Below are 1,582 nucleotides of genomic sequence, written 5' to 3' on the forward strand. Positions count from 1 at the left end.
CTACCCGCACCCTGTAGACGGATTCCAGGTCATCGAGACCCATATTTCCTGGGTACTGCTCACTGGTCCCTATGCCTATAAAGTGAAGAAGCCGGTCAATTTCGGCTTTCTCGACTTCACCAGCCTTGAGGCTCGCGAACACTTTTGCGCCGAAGAACTGCGCCTGAACCAGCGTCTGACCGACGATTTGTACCTCGAAGTGCTGCCCGTCACCGGCAGTGCCGAGGCTCCGCAACTGGGGGGTGAAGGCCCGGCCATTGAATATGCACTGAAGATGCGCCAGTTCCCGCAAAACGGCTTGCTCAGCACCCTTCAAGCCAATGGCGAACTGACCACCGCGCACATCGACGAGATGGCCGAGCAAATCGCCCGCTTCCACCTCAGCGCACCGAAAGTGCCGGCCGGGCACGAAGCTGGCACCCCGGACAGCGTCATGGCGCCGGTGCGGCAGAACTTCGAACAGATTCGTCCGTTCCTCAGCGACAAAGCCGATCTGCTGCAACTCGACGCCCTGCAAGCCTGGGCCGAAAGCAGCTTCGAACGCCTCAAACCGTTGTTCGCCCAGCGCAAGGCCGAAGGCTTCATTCGTGAATGCCACGGTGATATCCACTTGGGTAACGCAACCGTGATCGACGGCAAGGTCGTGATCTTCGACTGCATCGAATTCAACGAACCGTTTCGCTTTACCGACGTTTATGCCGACACCGGCTTCCTGGCGATGGACCTGGAAGATCGCGGCCTGAAGTGCCTGGCGCGCCGCTTCATCAGCCAGTACCTGGAGCTGACCGGTGACTATCGCGGCCTCGAACTGCTGAACTTCTATAAAGCCTACCGCGCACTGGTTCGCGCCAAGGTTGCCCTGTTCAGCATGCCGGCCGACGCCACTGCGGTGCAACGCGCCACAACCCTGCGCCAGTACCGCAACTACGCCAACCTGGCGGAAAGCTACAGCACCATTCCTTCGCGTTTCATGGCCATTACCCACGGTGTTTCCGCCGTCGGCAAGAGCCATGTCGCCATGCGTCTGGTCGAAGCCCTGGGCGCGATTCGCCTGCGCTCCGATGTCGAACGCAAACGTCTGTTTGGCGAGCAAACCGTCGAGAATGACGTACAGGCCGGCATCTATAGTGCCGACGCCAGCGCGGCGACCTATGCCCGCCTGCATGAAATCGCCGACATCATCCTGCGTGCGGGCTTCCCGGTGGTGGTCGACGCCACTTACCTCAAGCGTGATCAGCGCGAGAGTGCCGCGAAGGTTGCCGAAGCCACAGGCGCACCCTTCCTGATCCTCGATTGCAATGCGCCACAGGCCGTGATCGAGAGTTGGCTGGCCGTGCGTCAGGCAGACAAGAAAGACCCGTCCGATGCCACCCTGGCTGTTATCGCAGCCCAGCAAGCCAGCCGTGAAGCGCTGACGCCCGCAGAAATCCTCTGCAGCAAGCGCGTCCAGACCAATGAAAGCGGGACGCTCGATACCGTTGTCGCGCAAATTCGCCAGCGCCTGCCAGGCCTGTAAGAAACTATTTCAGTCGTGAGGCCCGCACTGGCTTCACGACTGTCAAATAGTGGCACTATACTGGCG

At 60.3% G+C, this 1,582-nt stretch carries 1 protein-coding gene; it reads left to right on the forward strand.

The genetic code is table 11. The features are described from left to right. Positions 1-1,516 (forward strand): bifunctional aminoglycoside phosphotransferase/ATP-binding protein (locus ACXRVY_RS28265; protein WP_458238862.1); only part of this gene is annotated, 1,516 nt, incomplete at its 5' end. Between the last annotated feature and the right edge of the window lie 66 nt (positions 1,517-1,582).

This window comes from Pseudomonas sp. P5_A2_2, from assembly GCF_054177685.1.